The sequence below is a fragment of the Pseudoduganella sp. jia 9 genome, assembly GCF_055502615.1.
In genome coordinates, this window is record NZ_JBUPWE010000016.1 from 61949 (window position 1) to 82752 (window position 20804).

Consider the following 20804-nt stretch of genomic DNA (forward strand, 5'->3'; position numbering starts at 1 on the left):
CGGCCGCTCCGGCCACGCCTCCCGTGCCGGGCCGCGCCATCGCGCGCCGGCCCGCTTCGTCTTCATTTTCCGCGTTCTTCCGCCGTGCCCGCTCCCGGCGCGGCTGTCCGCGCCGCCGTGGACGCGGACGGCACTTGTGATCTTGCAGGAGCCGGCCATCGGTAGCTGATGGCCGGCAGCAGCACCCGCGGCTGGTATGCCATGGCTGCGCCACGACTCCCTGGAGCCGCGGCGCGCCGATGGACAGACCAGCCGCGGCATAACGGCCAACCGCTCAGACGGCGCCATTCACCAGAGACGGAGACACTATGCATTCACCATTCCAACGCACCCTGATCAATCTTGCCGTGGCCGCCGCTTGCGGCGTGCTGGCACTGCCAGCCCATGCGCAGGACGGGCAGGCGGGCGCACGGTCGGACGAAACCAGGCCGGACGAAACCAGGCCGGACGAAATCAAGCCGGACGACGGCGGGCAGGCCCAGGCAATGCCGGGCCAGGCGCCGGCGGCCACGCCGTCCGCAAGCGCGGCGGCACCCGAGCCCGCCGGCCCCTCGAACACCGTGATCGTGTCGGGTTCGCGCATCGCGGCGCGCGGCTTCAGTCAGCCGATTCCCACCACGACACTGACATCGGCCGACCTCGAAAAGGCGGCCAAGCCGAACCTGTTCGAGACGCTGGTGGAACTGCCGGCCCTGCAGGGCAGCACGGGCCGCACCACCAACACGTTCAGCACCTCGAGCGGCATCCAGGGCCTGTCGTCGCTGTCGCTGCGCGGCCTGGGCACGATCCGCACGCTGACGCTGCTGGACGGCCAGCGCGTGGTCGGCGCCAACGTCACCGGCGTGACCGACGTCAGCCAGTTCCCGCAACTGCTGGTCAAGCGCGTCGACGTGGTGACCGGCGGCGCGTCGGCGTCCTACGGCTCGGACGCGATCGGCGGCGTGGTCAACTTCATCACCGACAAGAAGTTCGCCGGCTTCAAGACCAATCTCTCGGGCGGCATGACGAAGTACGACGACGACAAGAGCGGTACCCTGCAGGCCGCATGGGGCAAGGGCTTCCTCGACGACCGGCTGCACGTGACCGTCAGCGGCGAATTCACGAAACAGAACGGCATCGATTCGCCCGGCTTCGGCGAAGTGGGCGCGAACGGGCGCAACTGGTACAACAATCCCGCGCTGCAGGAGTCGACCAGGGAAATGCAGGCCGCCGGCCATCCGCGCTACCGGAGCATCGTGCATGCCCAGCACATCCAGTACGCGAAATATGGCCTGATCACGAACGGCCCGCTGCGCGGCACGGCGTTCGGCCCCGGCGGCACGCCGTACCCGTTCGAGTACGGCACCGATTGCGTCGGCAACTTCTGCATCGGCGGCGACCGTTCGGGCAGCGTGGGCGCCGGCACCAACCTGGCGATGAACTTCAAGCGCCAGGTGGCCTATAGCCGCGTGTCGTGGAACCTCGATGCCGACAACGAGATCTACGTCACGGCCAACTGGGCGCAGGTCAAGTCGCAGTTCTCGCCGAATCCGGGCGCGGCCAAGCAGGGCAACCTGTCGATCCGCTGCGACAATGCCTTCCTGCCGGCCTCGGTCGCCGCCGGTTGCGTCTCCGGCTACCCGACCGGCGTCATGTCCGTCGGCACCGCGAACGCCCAGTTCCCGGCCAACATCAACGTGCACCCGACACGCACCCAGCGCCGCTTCGTGGCCGGTGCGAACGGCAAGTTCGCGCTGTTCGGCAAGGACTGGGCGTACGACGCCTACGCCGAGCACGGCGAGAACACGACGGTCATCCACGTGCGCGACATCACGCTGAACCGGCGCTACAACTTCGCCATCGACGCGGTGCGCGACCCGGCCAGCGGCGCCATCGTCTGCCGCAGCGCCGAGGCCCGCGCGGCCGGCTGCCAGCCGGTCAACATCTTCGGCGACGTGCCGATCGACCCGGCGGGCTGGAACTACATCGCCCCGCGCAACGGGCCGCGGCAGCATACGGATTCCAGCCAGAACGTGGCCAGCGTCAATGTCAGCGGCGAAGTGTGGGAAGGCTGGGCCGGCCCCGTGTCGATGGCGTTCGGCGCCGAATACCGCCGCGAGAAATACGCGGTGGCGGGCGACCCCTATGGTGCCGGCGTCAGCGACGAGTCGCCTTACAGCGCGGCCTGGCCGCTCGACCCGACGTTGTCGGTTACGGGCGACAACTGGTTCGCCGGCAATTACCACAACGGCGAAGGCAGTTTCAACGTGAAGGAAGCCTATGTCGAATTCAATATCCCGTTCCTGAAGTCGGCCACGCTGGGCGAGGCCAACCTGAACATCGCCGACCGCGAGGAAAAATACAGTACCGCCGGCCACGCCAGGGCGTGGAAGATCGGCGCCACGTGGAAGACGCCCGTCGACGGCCTGCGGCTGCGCGCGGTCAGCTCGAAGGACGTGCGCGCGCCGAACCTCTCCGAACTGTATGCCGCGATGACGGTCACCAACCAGGCCGTCAACAACTCGCAGGGCTCGTCCGTCCAGGTCCAGCAGCGCAATGTCGGCAACCCGAACCTGAAGCCGGAGAATGCGCGCAACAACTCGTTCGGCGTGGTGCTGAGCCAGCCGTCGTGGGCGCGCAACGTCAACCTGTCGGTCGACTTCTACGACATCAAGGTGAAGAACGTGATCAGCTCCCTGAACCCGCAGCAGGAGGTCGACCTGTGCTACGCCGGCTACCAGGAAGTGTGCGCCGCCGTGTCGATCGACGGACCGGCGGGTACCAACTACGTGCTGGCGCAGAGCTTCAACTTCGCCTCGCTGCACACCCGCGGCGTGGATATCGAGGGGGCGTGGCGCAGGAGCCTGGCCGACTGGGGCCTGCCCGGCGCCGTCACGCTACGCGGCCTGGCGACGCGCACGATCCACTCGGTGTCCGATCCGGGCGTGCCGGGCACCACGCCGAGCGAAGGGGCCGGCAACATGACGGGCGCCACGCCCAAGTGGAAGGCGCTGCTGTCGCAGTCGTGGGAAGACGGCGTGTTCGGCCTGACGCTTACCGAGCGCTGGATCAGTTCCGGTGTATTCAACAACGAATACATCGAATGCCGGACCAACTGCCCGTTGCCGACCGCCGCGCACCCAACCATCTACGACAACCACATGCCGGGCGCGGTCTACCTCGACCTGGGCGGCACCTGGAACGTGACGAAGCAGGTGACCGCATACTTCAAGGTCGACAACCTGGCCGACCGCGATCCGGTGCTGGTGCCGCAAACGAACCTCAGCCTGGCGCTCAATCCGGCCATCTACGATGCGGTCGGGCGCACCTACCGGGCAGGCGTGCGCATGACGTTCTGACCGGCTGCGGCAAACAGGGCAGGGCACGCCAGCCCTGTTTGCCGCTCCGCTACTTGCTCCCGATACATGCTTCGTTATCGGCACGGCCATTTCAGTTATCGGTAACATCAGCGTGTGACATAAAAACATCGGTTTCCCCGAAATGCCGCGATGTGCGCCGGCCGCGTGATGCCTTCGCGCGGAACGGTGGTACATTCACGTCAGATATCGATAACAGAAAGTCGGTGGCCGGCAGCGCGGCCATCGGCGGTGGGGTATCTCGAAAGGCAAGGATACTGTCCGGGCCATTTTTTTTGCCCAGAATTGTTATCGATATCTTGTCATCCCGGCAGTGACCCGGCACAACCGGCAGCACGCCGCCGAAGCCCGGCCGGCGCAACTGGCGGCCGCTCGCATGAGACAGCAGCAAAACAGCGCGTCATGCGATCCCTGGTCCCGGGCGGCTGCCGGAAACACGGGCGAACGCATGTTCACCCGCATCCAATAACGATATGGAGACATCATGAAAACTCAACTGCAGTCAGGACCGCGGCGGCAGCGCCGGCGGCAGCACGGCATGCTGGCATGCGCGCTGGCGTGGGCATTGCTGGCGCTGGGCGCGCCCGGGGCGTACGCCGTCAGCCACGTCGCCACGCCGACGGTCGCGCCGGTCGTCAGCCCGGCCGGGTTCAGGCACCCCGCGCTGGGCTTCACGCCGGCGCAGCTGGATTACACGCGCCAGCAGATCCGCGCAGACGTGGAGCCGTACAAGAGCTACTGGAATGCGCTGGCGACGGTGTGCTGCAGCTACGCCAACATCAACCTGCAGCCGACCAATCGCGACGCAACGAAGGTCGATACGCCGAACACGCCGAACTTCAACGGCAACACGGCCCAGACTCGCCTCATCAACGATTCGCAGGGGGCGTTGACCCAGGCGCTGCTGTACTACGTGACGGGCCAGAACGACTATCGCCGCAACGCGATGCGCATCCTGCGCACGTGGAGCAACATGAACCGCGACGGCTATGCCTACTATCCCGACGCGCATATCCACACCGGCGTTCCGCTGTTCCGCATGCTGCTGGCGGCGGAAATCATGCGCTACTCGACGGCGGACACCAGCTACACGGCCTATCCGCTGGCGTGGACCGCGACCGATACGCAAAAGCTGAAGGACAACCTCATCGATCCGATGGCGCGCACTTTCTTCTCCAGTAACGAGCGCTTCATGAACCAGCATAACTATTCGCTGGTGGGCCGGCTGGCCGGTGCGATCTTCACCGACAACCGGGAACGCTACGACGAGACGGTCGAGTGGATGACGGTCAACGCCTCGTCGGGCCGCCAGGAGATCAACGGCGCCGTGCTGCCGCTGATGCCGCGCATCGAGGCCGACGATCCGCTGAACCAGTACGGCATGGCCTTCTACCAGATCCAGGAAATGTCGCGCGACCAGGCGCACGGCGGCGACAATGTCGACATCCTGGCAGGGCTGTTCCGCATGGTGCATGCGCAGGGCACGAAAGTCGATCCATACTCGGGCAAGCCGTCGGCTTCCGGCGACGCCGTCAGCATCTACCGTTTCGGCGAGAACCGGCTGCTGATGGGCGCGAATGCGTTTGCCCAGTACATGCTGGGCCACCAGACGCCGTGGGCCGATACCAGCGGCGGCACGTCCACGATCTCGACGGCCTATCGGGGCCGGCTCTACGAGGTCGACGCGATCGCCGAAATCTACAATACCTACCGCTACGTGGAAGGGATCGACGTGGACGCGGTGGCGCCTTACCTGGCCACGGCCGCGGCCCACGCCAACGGCCCGGCGGTCCCCTGGGGCACGGCGTCGCCGGCCAACAAGGACATGGGCCCGACCGCGCTGCTGACCTTGCCCGAGGCGCTGGCCGGGGTGCCGCTGCCCGCCAGCACCGGCATGCTCGAGACCGAGCGCAAGGCCGTCTACCTGGCAGGGGAGTGGACCACGCAGAGCGACGAAGGCCGGACCTTCGGCCATGCGGCCGTGACCCCCGATGGCGCCACCGTCGCCTTCCACGACGTGCAGTATGCCGACCGGTCCAGGTACGCGCCGGTCGGCCTGATGGTGCGCACCACCGCGCCGATGACGCTGTCGGCCAGCGCGGACCGGGACGCGCCGCCGTGGTCCGTCACCGCGGTGCCCGACACGCGCGGGCAATGGCGCTACATCGTGCCGGATTCGTCGTCGGCCGCCACCGCCGGCAAGACGCTGGGCGACAACATCATCTTCTTCAAGTTCGCCGGTGCCGCCGGCGCGGCGGTGGACGTGGACTTCGTCAACATGGCCGCGCCGGCGCAGCTGACGCCGCCGCGCTTCAGCCTGCCCGTGTTCCCGGTGGCCGAGATCGTCGTGCAGGGCGTGCCGTTCAGTGCGGCCTACACCGCCACCGATGCCAATGCCGGCGACACGCTGACGTATGAAGCGATCAGCCTGCCGCCCGGCGCGGCGCTGGACACATCGACGGGGCGCCTGACCTGGACGCCTGGCGCTGCGCAGGCCGGTACGCACGATCTCGTCATCGGCGCCACGGATGGCGTGTCGGTGGGCACCATGATCGCGAAGCTGAACGTGCAGCCGGACCGCGCCTCGGCGTTCGACGCCGCGCTGGCCGCCTACCGCCCCGACGCGGTCTACACCACGGCATCGATGAACGTGTTCACCACGGAAATCGCCGCCTTGCGCCAGGCCGCTGCCACGGCGACGGATGCGGAGTACCCGGCATTGCTGAAGGCCGTCCAGGCGGCCGCCGCGAAGCTGGAGCTGCTCAACCCGCGCCTGGCGTCGGACCAGAGCCTCGACTGGGGCCGCAACATGGTCACCACGACGGGCTTCGGCGCCGAGCGTCCGGCCTTGCTGGTCGATGGCAACTACAACACGTACTCGGGCGACCTGCGGGCGCCGATCTTTATCGACTTCGGCGCCGGCTACCGGGTATCGAGCGACGCGTTCGGCATCCAGGCCCGCTACATGTTCGCCAACCGCTCGCAGGGCGCCAATGTCTACGGCTCGAACGACAATGTGAACTGGACGCTGCTGTCCAGCCGCGAAACGACCGATACGAGCGGCCGCAACTTCGAGATGGAAATCATCCCGGCCGCGGCGGGCACCGAGCAGCTGCGCTTCCGCTACTTCATGGTGAGGGTCGACAACCCGGGTCCGCCGACGGATCCGGCCTATCCCGGCATCTCGTCATACGGCGAACTGCATTTCTTCGGCCTGCGCCATGACCTGCTGGCACCCGTCGACGTGACCGGCAGCGTCGCCATCGCGCGCTCCGGCCTGACCGCCAACCGCTTTACCGGCAAGTACACCGGTACGGTCACGCTGACGAACACCGGCAGTGCGGTGCTGGACGGGCCGCTGCAGCTGCGCCTCGACGGCCTGGCGCAAGGCGTCGGTCTCGACAACGCCACCGGCCTGAAGGATGGGGTGCCATACATCACGCTCGCGCAGCCACTCGCGCCGGGCCAGTCGGTGACGGTCACCACCACGTTCTCGAACCCGGCCAGGACGGCAATTTCGTACACGCCGCGGCTCGTCGCCGCGCAATACTGAGGAGGCATCATGGATCACTTCAAGAAACTGTTCGCCACCGTGCTGGCCGTCCTGATGCTTGCCGCGGCAGGCCCGTCGGCGGCGGGGCCGATCTACCATGTCGACATCGACACCACCTCGCTCGGCACCGGCAACGCCTGGCTGGGCCTGTCCTTCCTGGCGCTTGGCGGTGCCGCCCCTGCGAGCGCCACCGTGAGCGGGTTCACCGGCGCCACCACCGGTGCCGGTGCCGCCAGCGGCCCGGTCACGGGCTCGCTGGCCGACAGCCTGGTATTCACCAACGCGGATGGGGGCGGCGACTTCGTGCAGCAGATCGCGCTGGGCGGAAAGTTCTCGTTCGACATCGGCTTTGCGTTCGACACCGGCGACATCGGTTCGGCGTTCAGCTGGGCACTGTTCGACGACACGCAGTACCTCGGCCTCGACGGCGACCTGGGCACCATCGAGCTGCGGCCGTTCGCGGCGCCGGGCCAGCAGTTCGCCGTCACGCCCGGCAATGCGTTCAGCAGCGTCAACGCCGTGCCCGAACCGGACAGCATCCTCCTGCTGCTGACCGGCCTCGGCGTCATGCTGCTGGCAACCAGGCGCCGCCTCGGCGCCTGACACGCACCGGCAGGGGGCGCCGCCGCATCGGCGGCTTGCCCCTGCCGCGGCACGGCAGCCGGCAAGAACGATCGGCACTGCGGTATCGCCATGACGGAGCGCTCGCGGGCGAGCGTCGGCGATTTCGCCGGCCCTCGTGGGTGTAGCAAATGAGCCACGCCCCGGCATAAAATGTTATCGATATCTGAAATGGTGCTTGCCGCCATCCCGGCTTGTGCTAATCTGGCACTGTTATCGATAACCTGTCACCTGGCCGTCGATGTCGCCATACCGCGGGCGCATTTTTTTTCCGCCAGCGCGTCCCGGACCCCGGACGATCGGGGCAGCGGTATGGATCAAGTAGAACAATACATTGGAGACAAGAAGCATGAAGAAGGCAATGAAAGCAGTTGCGAACGTATCCGCGGGCGCATCGTCGAAAATCACGATCCTGGCCCTCTCCGTGGCCCAGGGATTGATGGTAGCACCTTGCGCACTGGCGCAGGAACCGGAAGTGGTGGTCGTCACCGGCATCCGCGCCAGCGCCCGTTCCTCGGTCGCACTGAAGAAAGACGCGACGGAAATCGTCGATTCGATCACGGCCGAAGACATCGGCAAGCTGCCCGATCCGAACGTGGCCGAAACGCTCACGCGCATTCCGGGCGTGCAGGGTTATCGTTACGGCGGGGAGGGCGCATCGCCGGTCGGCGCCGGTTCCGGGGTCACGATCCGCGGCCTGTCCGGCCAGACCGCGTCGCAGGTCAACGGCCGCTCGTACTTCACCGCGGGCGGGCGGGAGTACAACATCGAGGGCGCGATCCCCGCGATGATCGCCGGCATCGATGTCTACAAGAACCCGTCGGCCGAACATATCGAGGGCGGCATCGGCGGCCTGGTCAACGTGCGCACGCGCAGCCCGAGCGACTTCAAGGGGCCGACAATGTCGCTGGGCGTCTCGGCACGGCGTAACGACCTGGCCAAGGAAACCGATCCCGAGGTGTTCGGCCTGGTGGCGAACCGCTGGAATCTGTCCGGCGGCCGCCGGCTCGGCCTGATGGCCGCGGGCGTGTACCAGCGCAGTACCGGCCGTTCCGACAACAACCCGGCAAACGGCGGCGCCAACTACAAGCGCGCCATCCGCGCCGACAGCGCCGAGTACGCGGCGATGGCCGCGGCCAACACCGGCAACGCCGCCAACCTGCCGCGCGCCGAGTACGTCGGCCGCGGCGACGTCAACTACCTCGCCAACCTGGGCACGCTGCCGGTATCGGCCGGCACCGGCCCGAACACGCCGGACCTGCGCGGCCTGACGCCCGAGCAGATCCGCAACGTGATGGTGGCGCCGGCGCTGACCAGCAACGTGTTCCAGGAAACCATCGAGCGCGAGCGCAAGGGCCTGAACCTGGCGGCCGACTACCGGCACGACAATACCTTGCGCGTGTACGGCGAATTCAACTACACGTACTACCGCTATCACCAGCAGTACCGCGGACTCAATTCCGTCGACGGCGCCAACGTGCAGAACCTGCAGGCCACGCCGTTCACGTTCGACGAAGGGCTGGCCAACCGCAACATCAACGGCGGCGAGAACGCCTTGCTGGCCAGCCAGCGCGTGCTGGGCGGCACCTTCCTCAATTCCACCGTCAACACCATCGGCGGCGACGAAGAGCGGCCGTACAAGACGTGGATCGCCGCCGGCGGCGCCGAATGGCAGGTCACGCCGGACCTGTTCCTGAAGGCGGACCTCAGCTACATCCGCGCCGACCAGACGCAGGACAACCGCTCCGTCAACCTCGACTCCGCCGCAGGCCTGCAATGGGCGACCACCCGGCTGGCAGACGGCGCGCCGCACCAGCTGACGTTCTCCGGCCCGAGCCTGACGGACGCGGCCAACTTCGTCTACCGCGACTACAACAACGGCACGCACCAGATGTGGGACGACGACGGCTACGCCGCGGCCCTGAGCGGCGAGTATACGGTGGGCGAGGGCTTCCTGCGCCGCATCAAGGCCGGCACCCGCTTTGCCCGCAAGGACAGCCTGTACAAGAGCTACGCCTTCAGCGGCCGGCCGCTGACCAGCAACGGCCTGGCGCTGAACGCGGCGCGCAGCAACGGCATTTCCGCCGGCACCATCGGCCAGGTGGAGCAGTCGCCGACCAACTTCATGGATGGCGAAGCCGGCTATGCCGGCGGCTTCCTGGTGTATGCGCCGGACCGGCTGACGGGCAGCCAGGTGGCCGACCTGTTCCCGAACGCGGGCATCCGCCAGGACAACGACTACCTGGAAGACCAGGCGGCGCGCCGCGTGATCCGCGAAACCACGCTGGCGGGCTATGTGATGGGCGAGTTCGCCGCGCTGGACGACAGGCTGACCGGCAACCTGGGCGTGCGCGTGGTGCGCACGGAAGGGCGCGCCACCGCGCGCAGCGCCAATACGCTGACCACCCCGGTCAGCTATCCGGAAACCACGCGCGAGACGTCGTACAACAACTGGCTGCCGTCGCTGAACGCGACCTATGCGATCACGCCGGACTTCCTGGCCCGCTTCGGCTACGGCCGCGGTTTGACGCGCGCCGGTCTCGACCAGCTCAATCCCGGCCTGGTGATCAACACCGCCAACGGCACCGGCTCGATCGGCAACCCGGACCTGCGCCCGCAACTGGCCAACAGCGTCGACCTGTCGCTGGAGCGCTACTTCAGCAAGACCAACTACGTCTCCGCCGGCATCTTCAACAAGGACATCAGCGGCTTCTTCAACGGCATCGTCGAATGCCAGACGGTTACCACGGCGCCGGCCTACAGCGGCTCGGCGCCGAACGGCTGCGGCAACGGCCAGTACCAGATCACCAAGTCGGTCAATTCCGAGAAGGGCTATGCGCGCGGGCTGGAACTGGCCGGCCAGTATTTCTTCGATCGGGCGCCCGGCATCTGGAAGCATTTCGGCATGTCCGGCTCGTACACCTACGTCAAGACATCGAACCCGGTCAATTTCGGCTCCGCCGCGGCGCCGCGCATCGTCGATACGCCGCAGCCGATGCAGTCGAAGCACAGTTACAGCCTGACCGGCATCTACGAGGACACCAAGCTGTCTGCCCGCCTCGTGTATTCGTGGCGTTCGGAGTCGATCCTGTTCGGCGCCTCGGCCAATCCGATCGACGCGCGCTACATCGACGCCTTCGGCATCCTGGACGGTTCGCTGAACTACCAGCTGACCGAGAACGTCAGCCTGTCGTTCAATGCCTCGAACATCCTCGACAAGGCACTGAACCGCTTCGTCGGCGAGCCGGACACCTACCAGACCGGCCTGGAGCGGCAGCACTATGCCAACGGCCGCACGTTCAGCCTGAGCATGCGGTACAAGTTCGGGCAGTGATGCCGGCGCGGCACACTTCGGTGTGCTGCGCGCGGAATCACTAAACACGGGCCGCCACGCGCGGCCCGTTTGTTGTAGCGGAACACTCCCTGCTAGACTATCGTTATTGATAACACCGATACCGGAACAGCGCCTTGCGGCGCCGTTGCGGGCATGAGCACAACAACGGACGGGAAGCTGGACAAACGGACAGGGTGCGTCGCACGAACATGCGCGCACCCGGCAAGGGGCAATGGGAGCAGCAAGCAAAAAGACCAGCGCGCAGGGCACGGGCGCCACCATCTACGACGTGGCTGGAGTGGCGGGCGTTTCCGCGATGACCGTGTCGCGCGTGCTGAACGGTAACGCGCACGTGTCGGACGCCACGCGCGAGAAGGTCGTGGCGGCCATCGAATCGCTGAACTACCAGGTCAATACCGCGGCGCGCGCTGCGCGCATCGGCACGCTGGGCGTCGGGCTGCTGTACAGCAACCCCAGCTCGGCCTACCTGAGCGCGTTCCTGGTCGGCGCCATGGGCCAGTGCAGCCAGCGCGGCGGCCAGCTGATCCTCGAGCAGTGCGACGACCAGCGCAGCCAGCGCGCCGCCATCGACCGCCTGATCGCGGCCGGCGCGGACGGCATCCTCGTGCCGCCGCCGCTGTGCGACAACAAGGCGGCGCTGAAACAGCTCGACAAGATCGGCGTGCCGACCGTGGCGATCGCCACCGGCCGTCCGCTGCCGGGCGTGTCCGCCGTCCGCATCGACGACTACCAGGGCGCACTGGAGATGATGCGCTACCTGTTTTCCGTCGGCCACAAGGACATCGCCTTCATCCAGGGCGACCCGAAACACACGCCGGCGCAGCTGCGTTACCAGGCCTACCTCGATGCGATGGCCCAGCAGGGCTTGCCGGTGCGTGCCGAGCGCGTGGCGCCCGGCCTGTTCACATACCGTTCCGGTCTCGAGGCGGCGCGCCAGCTGCTGACGCAACGTGTCCGGCCAACCGCGGTATTCGCCAGCAACGACGACATGGCGGCTGCCGTGGTGGCGGTGGCGCACGGGCTGCACCTGCAGGTGCCGGAAGACCTGGCGGTGTGCGGTTTCGACGATACGCCGGTCGCCACGGCGGTGTGGCCCGAACTGACCACCATCCACCAGCCCATCGGCGACATGGCGCGGGCCGCGGTGGACCTGCTGCTCGACCAGATCCGGCGCCGCCGCAACGGCGACGCGCCGCTGGCGCAGCACAAGCTGCTGCCGTACACCCTGATCACGCGGGAATCGACGGCGCGGCAGAAGTAATTCCGGGGCCGCGCCGCTTCGACGGCTACAGGACCAGGATGCCCTGCAGCGAGGAGATCTTTTCCGGATCGGACCAGCTGTCCAGCAGCTTGCCGGAAGGCGAGAATTCCAGCAACTGGCGGCCCTTGCCGCCATTGTCGGGCCCGTGTCCCTGCCAGTTGGCGACGACGATGCGGCCAGCGGCCAGCACCTGGAACGTGGCGTAGAAGAACGGCGACACTTCCGGCGCCACTTCGCCGCTGCGCCCGAACGTGCCGATCAGCGCGCCGCGCACGTCGAAGCGCGCCATGAAGGCGCCATAGCCGGCCGAGACCAGCGTGGTGCCGTCCGGCTGGCGCTGCGCCATCCACGCATGCTCGAAGCCCGGTGCCTGCAGGCGCCGGCGTTCGTTCAGGGCCAGGTCCGTTTCCAGGATGTGATCGTTGCTGCACAGCAGGTAGCCGTCCAGCACCGGCCGCATCAGGCGCACGTAATCGCCGTCGCGCCGGATGCGTGCCGATTCGCGCAGCTCGCCGTCCAGCGTCAGGACGAAGATGCCGTCGTTACCCTGCGTGCCATCCGTGTCGTCGGTGCCATCGGTGCCATCCAGATTGGTGCCGGTAACGAGCGTGCTGCCGTCGGGCAGGCGGCGCACTGCGGTGACGTCGCGCCAGCGGTCGCAGACCTTGCTGACGGCGCCGGTGCCGATCTCCAGTTCGAAGAAGCCGCGGTCGTAGCCGATCAGCGCGCGGTCCGGGCCCAGGCGCTGCAGGTCGCGCGCCAGCGGCAGTTCGTCCAGCGACAGCGTCCAGCCGGCGCCGGGATCGCGCGTATCGATCAGCGACAGGCGCTGGCGGCCCTCGTCGACCGCAAGTAATTGATGTTCCATGTGCTCCTTACCAGTAGGGTTGCCAGGTGCGCGTGAGCCGCACCAGGGCTTCGAAATAAAAGTAGTCGCCCCAGATGCAGCTTTCGTCGATGCCGATCCGGTGAGGCTTGTGGTACACCGCATGCTTGAGCAGCCCGCCGCCGGGCGCGGCATCGCGGTCCAGGTAATGTGCCGACAGTTCCTGCACCATGCCCAGCGCCGCTTGCTCGTACTGCGCCCGCAGCGGATCGAGCAGCGGCAGGTTGCGCGCCAGTTCCAGCAGGCCGCAGGCGGCGATCGCCGCCGCCGAGCTGTCGCGTTCCTCGGCGCCTTCCGTGAAGACCAGGTCCCAGTAGCAGATGCCATCCGCCGGCAGCCGGTTCAGGAAGTAGTTCGCCACCACCTGCGACAGCCCGAGCAGTCCGGGGTCGCCGTTATGGCGGTACACCAGGGGAAAGCCGGAGATGCCCCAGGCCTGGCCGCGCGCCCAGCAGGAATCGTCGGCAAAGCCCTGGTGCGTCTTGCCATGGCGCGGCGAGCCGTCGTTCACGTCGAAGAAGAAGGTGTGACAGGTGGAACCGTCAGGGCGCACGATATGGCGTGCCGCCGCGGCGATATGCCGGTCGGCCGCTTCGCGGAATGCCGGATCGCCGCTGTGCGCGCTGGCCCAGTACAGCAGCGGCAGGTTCAGGTTGCAGTCGATGATCATCCTGCCGCTCTGCTCGGGATCGTTCAGGTCGCCCCAGGCCTGGATGATGCCGGCACGCGGCTGCCAGCGTTCCATCAGCAGCCGCGCCGCGCCCATCGCCGCCTCGGCCGCCAGTTCGCTGCCGGTCAGCCTGAAGCCGGCCACGCAGGACAGGCTGTAGAGAAAGCCCAGGTCGTGGTGATTGACGTTGATGCGCTGCACCTGGCGCGCGTGGAAGCTGCGCACATGCGCTTCGGCGGCGTCGCGGTAGCGCGCCGCGCCGGTCACCTCGTGGGCGAGCCACAGCATGCCGGTCCAGAAGCCGTTGGTCCATTCGACGTTGCCGATCGCCGGGTAGATGCCGTTCGTGGTCGACGGCGCCGGGAAGCCATCGCTGCCGAAGTGTTCGAGATTGCGGTCGATGGCGGCCAGCGTGGCGGCGATGGCGCCATCGAGCAGGGCGCGGTCGGCCGTGCCGTTCCAGCGTGGGGGCAGGACGCGCAGCGGTTCGGCGCGCGCCGGATTGAGGCTCGGGGTCATGCAGTACTCCTTGGTGTTATCGGGAACGCTGTGCGGTGGCCAGCGGGTCCTGGCGGGATGGCAGCGCCGCGCTGCCGGTCCTGCCGTGTTCGGGTGGCGTCGGTTCCAGTGCCCAGACCGAAAGCAGCAGGAATGCCAGTCCCAGTGCGGCCAGCACCAGGTAGGTGTGCGGGAAGCCGATGGCGTCGTAGCTCATGCCGACGAACGGCGACAGCACGGCCAGGCCCAGCGAATGGCCGAAGCTGAAGCCCACCATGTAGACGGTGGAAGCAAGGCGGTTGTCGAAGTGGCAGGCGATGTAGCGGAACACGGAAACCACCAGGATCGGCAGTTCGACCGAATGCAGCATCTTCAGCGCGGAGATGGCGAGCGGCCCGTCGGCCAGGCCGGAACCGGCGATGCGGAACAGCATGATGGAACCGGCCAGCAGCAGGCCGTTCTTTGCACCGATGCGCCTGACCAGCAGCGGCGCCAGGAACAGGCCGCCTGCCTCGATGAAGATCTGCGCGGAGTTCAGGTAGCTGAACATGGCGGTGCCTTCTTCCGGCGTCGGGAACAGCGAGCGGAAATAGGTCTGGAACTGCTGGTCGAACACCAGGTACAGGTTGGTCACGCTGAGGATGAACACCATGAATCGCCAGAAATGCCGGTCCTTCATCAGCGCCAGCGCTTCGTTGACGTGGACACGCTCGGTGGCGGCCACGTCGCCGTCATCGCTGCGGGTACGCCAGGCCAGCAGCATGATCAGCATGAGGACGCCGGAGGCCGAGGCCAGGAAGAAGTTGATGCCCGGGTCGATGTTGTAGATCTTGCCCGCGAACGCGGCCGCGCTGGCGAAACCCAGCGAACCCCACAGCCTGACGCGGCTGTATTCGAAGCCGTACTTGCGGCCCACGCGGTCGACATAGGATTCGATCGCGTAGCTGCCGGCATAGAAGGTGATGCCGAGGTACAGGCCGCCCATCGTGGCGCCCAGGTAGATATTGGTCTTCAGCAGCGGCGCGTAGACGTACAGCAGGAACAGGCCGCACAGCGAGCACAGCATGCTGACGGTGAACAGGATGTGCTTGCGCATGCCGATCCGGTCGGAGACATAGCCGTAGATGGGCTGCGAAATCATGGCGGCGACGAAATTCGCGCCAAGCACGATGCCGGTTTCCGTGCCGTTCAGGTTCAGCTCCGTGCGCAGCCAGGTCGCCAGCAGGGAGATGCTCATGGCCTGGGCGAAGAAGTACACGTAGACGAAGGTACTGAGGAAGCGGTAGTGCGATTGTTTGCTGGTCATGCCTGTCTCCGTGCTGCCGATGGATGGTGGCGACTGCCGCGCCACTCTGATAACGATAACATATAGCGGCGGCTGGTCGAAGTCAACCGCCGCGAAGTCAACCGCCGGTGGACCGAGGTCAACCACCGGGGATCAGTGGTCAGGGCGCCGGGCGCAGCCAGATCGCCTGGCCGCCAGAGGGCAGCAGCGCGGCGTCGAGCACGGTGCCGGCATCCACGGTCAGCGTGCGGATACCGACTTTCGTGGCCGTCGGCACGGCCGGATCGTCGCCATATACGCGCGCGATGTATTGTTTACCCTTCGGCAGGAACGACAGCGATACCTTCAGCTTGCGTGCGTCGTTGCCGGTGATCGTACCGACGAACCACTGGTCGCCGCTGCGCCGCGCGATGCTGACGTATTCGCCGGGTGCGCCCTGCAGCACGCGGGTATCGTCCCACGTCGTCGGGATGCGGTCCCAGAATTCCAGCTCCGGCTCGTCGCGCGACATGGCCGGCTTGTCGTACCAGTACAGCGTCTGCAAGGGGCTGAAGTAAATCGCCGCCAGGGCAAGCTGGTGGGCGTGGGTGGTCTTGATGCGGGGATCGTAGTAGCAGATCGTGTAGTCGGCGGTGCCGGCCAGGTAGCGGGTGAACGGCAGCACGGTATTGTGCGTCGCGTCCGGCATTTCCTCGTTGCCGCGCACGCCTTCGGCCGTGACCAGGTTCGGCCACGTGCGCTGCTCGCCGGTGGGGCGCCAGTCGTCGTGCACGTTGACCATGATCTGCGCCTCGGCCGCATTCCCGATCAACTCCTCGAGCCACGTCGTCCAGCGGTGCGAGCCCACCTGCACGAAGCCAAACTTCACGCCTTTCACGCCCCAGTCGCGGTAGGTCCTGAACAGTGTGTCTCCCTGCTTCATCAGGGCCTGCTGGTTGACATACAGCCACACGCCGATGCCGCGCTCCTTGCCGTAGCGGATGATCTCCGGCAGGTCGAAGTCGGGGATCGCCACCTTCGTTGCATCGGAATCGAACGTGAACGACGGGCCGTACCACTTCCAGTCGAACAGGATGTACTGCAGCCTGTGTTTCGCGGCGAAGTCGATGTTTTCTTTGGCATCCTTCGTCGTCTGCGTCATCACGCGCATGATCTTGCCGGGCTTGATCCAGCTTTCGTCGCGGATCTTCGACGGCGGGTTCAGGTTCAGGATGAAGTGGTTGTTTTCCACCAGCTTGCCCGGCGTTTCCGCCACCATGATGCCGCGCCACGGCGTGGCGAACGGCGATACCAGGTCGGCCGGATCATGCATCGCCGTCACGATCGTGTCCGGCTTCGTGGCGCTCAGCCTGAACTTGGTGCGCGAATAATCGACCATCCGCGCTTCCAGCAGGCTGACGTGCAGCCCGTTCGGCAGTTGCAGCGTCAGCGGGCGCTCGGACTGGTCGGGCCAGTCCTTCAGCGGCAGCAGCCTGTAGGGTGCCTGCGCCCAGCCGTGGAACCAGGCTTTGGTGCCGGCCGGCAGCGCGAACTCGGTGTTCTCGCCCGTGATCCTGTAATAGGTTCCCTTCACGTTCTCGGGGAAGAAGTAGCGCAGCGCCACGCCTTCGTCATAGGCGCGCACTTCCAGCGACATCGGATAGATCGGATTGTCGTCCTTCACCATGTCCACCGTCAGCGTGTTGTAGCGGTCGCGGATCTCGCTGCGTTCGCCGTTGCCAGGCTTCCATCGGCTGTCGTGGCTGCCCGTGCTGATCTTCGTCACCGCCAGGTTCTCGAACCAGTCGCGGCGCCGGTCCACCGGCAGCGCCATCGCGCTTTCCGTCAGGTGGTTATCGAGCTGCAGGTCGAGCAGCGATTCGCGCATGACTTCCTTGCCGCGGTAGCTGAGCTGGTAGAACAGCTGGCGGCGGCCGTCCGGCTGGCTTTTCTGGTAGACCCGCAGCTGCAGGCGCTGATCCGGCGATGCCAGCGTGGCCTCGCTGCCCGGCACGATGGTTTGCGCGTGCAGCGCCGCATGCAGCAGCAGTGCCGCCAGCGCGGTCCAGAATTTTTTCGTCATCCTTGTCTCCTTGTTGTCAGGCCACGGTCTGTGCCGGGCAATGCTGCATGAGTGCGTGCACCTGTTCGCGTGCCGGCGGCGCCGCGCCGGCATGGGTGCAGGCCGCCGCGCCGGCCGCGATGGCGAAGCGCAGGTGAAGGCAACCGTCCTCGCCGGGGTGCGCGGCGAGACTGTACAGCAGGGCGCCCATGCTGGCGTCGCCGGCGCCCACGGTGTCCACCACGTCGATCGGCGGCGGGGCGGCACGCCAGTGCCGAGGGCCGTGGTACAGGCTCGCGCCTTGCGCGCCGCGCGTATACAGGAACAGCGCATTGGGGTTCATGTCGCGCAGCCGGGCAAAGGCGCCGTCCGCGTCGCCGGTACGGAACAGGCCGCGCAGGTCCTCGTCGGACACCTTGATGACGTCGGCCAGCCGCGTCATGCGCGCCAGCGTGGCGTCGTAGCGTTCGTCCATCAGCGCGCGGAAGTTCGGGTCGTAGCTGACCGGCACGCCGCGCTCCTTCAGTTCGGCCGCCATCGCCAGCAGCCTGCCGGCCAGCGGTTCGCGGGCCAGGCTGATGCCGCCGAAGTGCACCCGGCGCACCGCCTGCGGCCACCCGGCGGGCAGCAGGGCGGGATCGAAGTGCAGGTCGGCGCTGTCGTCGCCGACGAAGAAATAGCGGGGCGGTTCCATTTCGTGCACGATGGCCAGCAGCGGCGACCGGTCCACCTGCTGCAGGAAACGGCCGTCGAGCTGCGCCACCTCGCTTGCCGCGGCCAGTGCGGCGCCGAACGTGTCGCGGCTGACCGCGCCGGCGAAAGCGCTCGGCAGCCCGAGGCGCGCCACCACGCGCGCCACGTTCCACGTCGAGCCGCCGACCTGGCTGCGCCAGGCCGCGTCGCCGGTGCGCAGCAGGTCGGTCAGCGCCTCGCCGGCGGAAACAAACGCGGGCAGCGCGCTCACGCGGCCCCCGGCAACGCCGACAGCACTTCGTAGCAGGCACCCATCGTGTGGTAGTCGGTCTTGCCGGCCGGGCTTTTCTCGTCGGTCAGCCTGGCATTGTCCGGCCCCAGGATGCGGTACCAGGCGCCGTGTTCGTGGTCGACGAAATGCTCCCAGCTGTATTGCCAGATGCGGTCGTACCAGTCCCAGTAGCGCTGCTCTCCGGTGCGCGCGCCCAGCAGCGCGGCGGCGGCGAAGCTTTCGGCCTGTACCCAGAAGTATTTATGGCCGTCGCAGATCGAACCATCCGGTGCGAAGCCGTAATGGATGCCGCCATGGCGTTCGTCCCAGGCCCTGGCCAGCGCGGTATCGAAGAATCGCACGGCGCGCGGCAGCAGCCAGTCGGCCGGGCCGGCCAGCTTGTCGGCATGCCGCTCCAGGATCAGCAGCAGCTTGGTCCACTCGGTCAGGTGGCCCGGCTGGTAGCCCCAGGGACGGAAGATGTTGCTGCTGTCGTGGCGGTTGTAGTCGCCGTCGACCGACCAGTCTTGCCGGTAGTGTTCCCACACCAGGTTGTCCGCCAGGCCAGCCTGGCGTACTGCGATATTGCGTGCCAGCGTTTCGGCGCGTTGCAGGTAGCGCAGGTTGCCAGTGGCATCGTAGGCGGCCAGCATCGCTTCGCACGCGTGCATGTTGGCGTTCTGGCCGCGATACGGCGACAGCTCCCAGCCGGTCGTTGCTTCGTCCGCGTACAGGCCGTGCTGCGGCTCCCAAAAGCGCTGCTCCATCAGCTCGTGCGTTTCGTCGATCCAGCCGCGCGCCTCTTCGACGCCGGCCTGCAGCGCGTGCGCATAGGCCAGCAGCACGAAGGCCAGGCCATAGCAGTGGTTGGTGGCGTCGGTCACGGTCTTCACGCCGTCGCGCCAGTCGAGCTGCCATGCATAGCCGCCGCTGACCGGGTCGCGGTGCACATCGCGCAGGAAGGACAGGCCGTGGCGCACGCGCTGCAGGTCCGCCTCGTCGTGGAAATGGCGACAGGCCATCGCATGGTTGAAGACAAAGCGCGTACTGCTGACCAGGTGGCGCGCATGCGCATCGTAGACCGTGCCGTCGTCCTTGTAGAAGTGGTAGAAGCCGCCGCTGGGGTCGACGCAGCGCGGACGGTAGAACGCCATCGTATGCGCCACGTGCGCCAGCAGGAAGGCGCTGCTGCGGAAATCAGTTTGCATGGTTGTCTCGCGGGTGGATGGTGGAGGGCGTGAGCCAGCCTGCGATGCGGTAGCGCAGGTGCAGCGGCCGGGCAGGGTCGAGCAGCAGGCCGAGCCGGTCTGCCAGCGGATGGCCGGGCGGGGGAGTCGCTATCCGGCCCAGGTCGAACAGGCTATTGACCGGTTCGGCGCCGATCGCCAGGTGCCGGCCCAGCCAGGGAAAATTGATGCGGCCGCCGTTGCTGATCCATAGCATCAGGTCGGGCAACTGTCCGCTGTCCCACCACAGGCCCACGCTGGCTCCGTAGTCCAGGTAATCCAGCGTGAACGGCGCGGCGCCGCCGATGCCGCGCAGGCCGGTAACCTGGAGCAGCTCTTCGCCGGGCAACGGCAGCGGCAGGCAGGCCAGGTCGAGCGGGCCGTCGAGGCCTTTCATGGCGTCCAGCCGGCGCGACATGCTGTCCGGTTGCAGGCGCGAGATGGCACCCGGCGCGTTGGCGGGATAGCTGAGAATGCCGTCGTGCCGGCCCAGTCCGATCCGCACGCTGCCCGGCCTGGACGGCAGCCGGAACGTCGGGTGCAGCCCGGCCGGCAGCCGCGCGACGCGGCGCGCATGGATCGTCAGCGATATGTCCAGCGCCGCGGCGGACGGGTCGACGGCGACGGTGCGCTCGACCCGTGCCACGGCGGCGTCTTCCGGGTAGTCGATCGCCAGGTGCACGCGGCGGCCGTCGGCTTCCACGCATCGCCAGCGATGGTTCGCCGCGTAGCCGTGCGCCCAGTCGTCCTCGGCCGCATGCGTGCGCCAGCCGTGGGGCAGGTCGCGCGGCTGGTCGGTGCGGCCGAACGGTACGCATGGCCACTCCCCGCGCAGGCGGCGCAGCACGCCGGGAAGGGCATCCGCCGCCGTCATGCCGGACCAGGGCGCCACGTGCATCACGTCGAGCTCGCGGTGCGCCGACAGCCGGAACGAGACCGGTCCCAGCATGCCGCCCAGTGCCTGCACTTCGGCGCGGCCGTGCTCCCAGGCCAGCTGCCAGGTGTCGGGCAGGTCAGCCGCGTGCATCGGCGCCTCTCTGCCGGACGGCGCTGTCGTCTTCGACATGCCGTGGTACGCCGGGACTGGC

At 67.3% G+C, this 20804-nt stretch carries 13 protein-coding genes; 5 read left to right on the top strand and 8 right to left on the bottom strand.

The window, feature by feature from the left end; translation table 11 throughout:
- Positions 1–308 precede the first annotated feature (308 nt).
- Positions 309–3338, top strand: coding sequence for a TonB-dependent receptor plug domain-containing protein (locus ACY34H_RS21635; RefSeq protein WP_464979529.1), 3030 nt, complete (start codon positions 309–311; stop codon positions 3336–3338).
- Between the two features lie 91 nt (positions 3339–3429).
- Here ACY34H_RS21635 and ACY34H_RS21640 read toward each other — a convergent pair whose 3' ends face one another.
- Positions 3430–3747 carry a hypothetical protein gene (locus tag ACY34H_RS21640; RefSeq protein WP_464979530.1) on the bottom strand — a complete coding sequence of 106 codons (318 nt, stop codon included), beginning with the start codon at positions 3745–3747 and terminating at the stop codon, positions 3430–3432.
- 93 nt (positions 3748–3840) lie between these two features.
- Between ACY34H_RS21640 and ACY34H_RS21645 the strand changes: the two genes are divergently transcribed.
- From ACY34H_RS21645 to ACY34H_RS21660, 4 genes are all read left to right on the top strand, one after another.
- Positions 3841–6909: a putative Ig domain-containing protein gene (locus tag ACY34H_RS21645; RefSeq protein WP_464979531.1), complete on the top strand. Its 3069-nt coding sequence runs from the start codon at positions 3841–3843 to the stop codon at positions 6907–6909.
- Between the two features lie 9 nt (positions 6910–6918).
- Positions 6919–7512 carry an NF038129 family PEP-CTERM protein gene (locus tag ACY34H_RS21650; RefSeq protein ID WP_464979532.1) on the top strand — a complete coding sequence of 198 codons (594 nt, stop codon included), beginning with the start codon at positions 6919–6921 and terminating at the stop codon, positions 7510–7512.
- A gap of 379 nt (positions 7513–7891) precedes the next feature.
- Complete coding sequence (locus ACY34H_RS21655) at positions 7892–10864, top strand: TonB-dependent receptor (protein WP_464979533.1); 2973 nt, start codon at positions 7892–7894, stop codon at positions 10862–10864.
- A 232-nt stretch (positions 10865–11096) separates the two neighbouring features.
- Positions 11097–12146 carry a LacI family DNA-binding transcriptional regulator gene (locus tag ACY34H_RS21660; protein WP_464979534.1) on the top strand — a complete coding sequence of 350 codons (1050 nt, stop codon included), beginning with the start codon at positions 11097–11099 and terminating at the stop codon, positions 12144–12146.
- A gap of 25 nt (positions 12147–12171) precedes the next feature.
- Here ACY34H_RS21660 and ACY34H_RS21665 read toward each other — a convergent pair whose 3' ends face one another.
- The 7 genes from ACY34H_RS21665 to ACY34H_RS21695 all read right to left on the bottom strand — a co-directional run bounded on the left by ACY34H_RS21665 (position 12172) and on the right by ACY34H_RS21695 (position 20782).
- Positions 12172–13014: a hypothetical protein gene (locus ACY34H_RS21665; RefSeq protein WP_464979535.1), complete on the bottom strand. Its 843-nt coding sequence runs from the start codon at positions 13012–13014 to the stop codon at positions 12172–12174.
- A gap of 7 nt (positions 13015–13021) precedes the next feature.
- Entirely contained in the window at positions 13022–14221 is a 1200-nt protein-coding gene (locus tag ACY34H_RS21670) for a glycoside hydrolase family 88 protein (protein WP_464979536.1), read from the bottom strand.
- Between the two features lie 16 nt (positions 14222–14237).
- Complete coding sequence (locus tag ACY34H_RS21675) at positions 14238–15506, bottom strand: oligosaccharide MFS transporter (RefSeq protein WP_464979537.1); 1269 nt, start codon at positions 15504–15506, stop codon at positions 14238–14240.
- A gap of 139 nt (positions 15507–15645) precedes the next feature.
- Positions 15646–17547, bottom strand: coding sequence for a glycoside hydrolase family 97 protein (locus tag ACY34H_RS21680; protein WP_464979538.1), 1902 nt, complete (start codon positions 17545–17547; stop codon positions 15646–15648).
- Between the two features lie 16 nt (positions 17548–17563).
- On the bottom strand, positions 17564–18490 hold the full coding sequence (locus ACY34H_RS21685; RefSeq protein WP_464979539.1) for a carbohydrate kinase family protein: 927 nt from the start codon (positions 18488–18490) through the stop codon (positions 17564–17566).
- Positions 18487–19698, bottom strand: coding sequence for an AGE family epimerase/isomerase (locus ACY34H_RS21690; RefSeq protein WP_464979540.1), 1212 nt, complete (start codon positions 19696–19698; stop codon positions 18487–18489). Before ACY34H_RS21690 ends, ACY34H_RS21685 begins: the two co-directional genes overlap by 4 nt.
- Positions 19688–20782 (bottom strand): hypothetical protein, encoded by a 1095-nt coding sequence (locus ACY34H_RS21695; RefSeq protein ID WP_464979541.1) that lies wholly within the window; start codon positions 20780–20782, stop codon positions 19688–19690. Before ACY34H_RS21695 ends, ACY34H_RS21690 begins: the two co-directional genes overlap by 11 nt.
- Positions 20783–20804 lie beyond the last annotated feature (22 nt).

Coding starts and splice junctions, on each gene's coding strand:
- ACY34H_RS21670 (WP_464979536.1), bottom strand. CDS start 14,221: ATGACCCCGAGCCTCAATCCGGCGCGCGCCGAACCGCTGCGCGTCCTG.
- ACY34H_RS21690 (WP_464979540.1), bottom strand. CDS start 19,698: ATGCAAACTGATTTCCGCAGCAGCGCCTTCCTGCTGGCGCACGTGGCG.
- ACY34H_RS21675 (WP_464979537.1), bottom strand. CDS start 15,506: ATGACCAGCAAACAATCGCACTACCGCTTCCTCAGTACCTTCGTCTAC.
- ACY34H_RS21635 (WP_464979529.1), top strand. CDS start 309: ATGCATTCACCATTCCAACGCACCCTGATCAATCTTGCCGTGGCCGCC.
- ACY34H_RS21655 (WP_464979533.1), top strand. CDS start 7,892: ATGAAAGCAGTTGCGAACGTATCCGCGGGCGCATCGTCGAAAATCACG.
- ACY34H_RS21660 (WP_464979534.1), top strand. CDS start 11,097: ATGGGAGCAGCAAGCAAAAAGACCAGCGCGCAGGGCACGGGCGCCACC.
- ACY34H_RS21650 (WP_464979532.1), top strand. CDS start 6,919: ATGGATCACTTCAAGAAACTGTTCGCCACCGTGCTGGCCGTCCTGATG.
- ACY34H_RS21680 (WP_464979538.1), bottom strand. CDS start 17,547: ATGACGAAAAAATTCTGGACCGCGCTGGCGGCACTGCTGCTGCATGCG.
- ACY34H_RS21665 (WP_464979535.1), bottom strand. CDS start 13,014: ATGGAACATCAATTACTTGCGGTCGACGAGGGCCGCCAGCGCCTGTCG.
- ACY34H_RS21695 (WP_464979541.1), bottom strand. CDS start 20,782: ATGTCGAAGACGACAGCGCCGTCCGGCAGAGAGGCGCCGATGCACGCG.
- ACY34H_RS21645 (WP_464979531.1), top strand. CDS start 3,841: ATGAAAACTCAACTGCAGTCAGGACCGCGGCGGCAGCGCCGGCGGCAG.